1 protein-coding gene is annotated in these 1,824 nt (G+C 70.4%); it reads left to right on the top strand.

Going from position 1 to position 1,824, the window contains the following annotated elements; genetic code table 11:
- Nucleotides 1-89 precede the first annotated feature (89 nt).
- Nucleotides 90-1,824 (top strand): acyltransferase domain-containing protein (locus ACFXB5_RS53625; protein WP_385223348.1); only part of this gene is annotated, 1,735 nt, incomplete at its 3' end.

Below are 1,824 nucleotides of genomic sequence, written 5' to 3'. Positions count from 1 at the left end.
AGATGGTGCAGGCGATGCGGCACGGGATGCTGCCGCAGACGTTGCATGTGGATGCTCCGTCGTCGCATGTGGACTGGTCGGCTGGAGCGGTGGAGTTGCTGACCGAGTCGCGGGAGTGGCCGGCGGGTTCCGGTCCGCGGCGTGCGGGTGTGTCGGCGTTCGGGATCAGCGGCACCAACGTTCACCTGATCCTGGAACAGCCCGCGCAGGATGCGTCTGTTCAGGACGCGTCTGCGCTGGACGCCCCCGTTCTGGACGGGTTGGTGTCTGCGGGTTCGGTGGCGTGGGTGGTGTCGGCGCGGTCGGCTGCGGCGTTGGCCGGGCAGGCGGGTCGGCTGGCGGAGTTCGTGGCGGCGCGCCCGGACGTTTCGGTTCGGGATGTGGCGTTCTCGTTGGCCGCAACCCGGACCACAGGATTTGCGCACCGCCTGGCGGTGGTTGGTCGGGACCGTGAGCAGCTGGTGGAGAGCCTGGGTGCGGTCGCAACGGGCCAGGAAGCGCCGGGTGTGGTGACTGGGGTTGCTGGTTCGGCGGTGCGGCCGGTGTTTGTGTTCGCGGGTCAGGGCGCGCAGTGGGCGGGGATGGGTCTGCAACTGTGGGACGAGGAACCCGCGTTCGCGGCGGCGATGGAGCGCTGCGCGGCGGCCCTGGAGCCGTTCGTCGACTGGCGACTGCGTGATGTGCTCGCGGATGCGGGATTGTTGGCGCGGGTGGATGTGGTCCAGCCGGCGTCGTGGGCGGTAGCGGTCAGCCTGGCCGGGTTGTGGCGGGCGTATGGCGTGGAGCCTGCCGCGGTGGCGGGTCACAGTCAGGGTGAGATCGCGGCGGCGTGTGTCGCCGGCGGGTTGTCTTTGGAAGACGGTGCGCGGGTTGTGGCGTTGCGCAGCCGGGCGTTGGCGGGGCTTGCGGGCACGGGCGGGATGGTGTCGGTCCCGGCTGGGTTGGATGAGGTGGGGGAGTGGATCTCCCGCTGGGGCGTGGACTTGTCGGTCGCGGCGGTCAACGGCCCCCGGCAGGTCGTGGTGGCTGGTGCCGCCAGCGCGTGTGCGGAGTTCGTGGACGCCTACGGCGATCGCGGTGCGCGCCGGATCGCGGTGGACTACGCCTCGCACACGGCGCACGTCGAAGCCGTCCAGGACCGTTTGGCCGGGGATCTGGCGGGGGTGTCCCCGGTTTCTGGTTCGGTGCCGTTCTACTCCACGCTTGAGGCGCGTGTGCTGGACACCGCTGAGTTGGACGGCGGGTACTGGTTCCGCAATCTGCGTCGGACGGTGCGGTTCGGTGAGGTCATTGCCGGGCTGGCGGCGGAGGGTCACCGGGTGTTCGTGGAGGTCAGTCCGCATCCTGTGTTGGGCCTGGCGATTGCGCAGGCGGGCGAGGACCTGGTCGCGACCGGCACGTTGCAGCGCGGCGATGGCGGCCGTGCTCGGTGGTTGACGGCACTGGCCGGTGCTTACGCCGCCGGTATCGAGGTCGACTGGGCCGCGGCGACGGCCGATGGTGGTCGGGCGGTGAAGGTTGGGCTGCCGACGTATCCCTTCCAGCGGGAGCGTTACTGGCCGAAGGCCGTCGTTGGTCGTGGAGATGCTTCGTCGGCTGGGCAGGAGCGGGTCGGGCATCCGTTGTTGGCGGCTGCGGTGTGGCTGGCCGAGGGCGACGGGCTGGTGCTGACGGGCCGTCTATCGCTGGCGGCGATGCCGTGGCTGGCCGACCACACCGTCCACGGCACGGTGCTGCTGCCCGGTACCGCCTTCGTGGACCTGGCGGTCCACGCCGGAGATCTTGCTGGTTGTGGTGTCCTGGAGGAGCTGACGCTCCAGGAGC

This window comes from Streptomyces sp. NPDC059455 (assembly GCF_042750115.1).
Classification (GTDB): domain Bacteria; phylum Actinomycetota; class Actinomycetes; order Streptomycetales; family Streptomycetaceae; genus Streptomyces; species Streptomyces endocoffeicus.
This window is presented reverse-complemented; position numbering and strand designations above follow the sequence as displayed.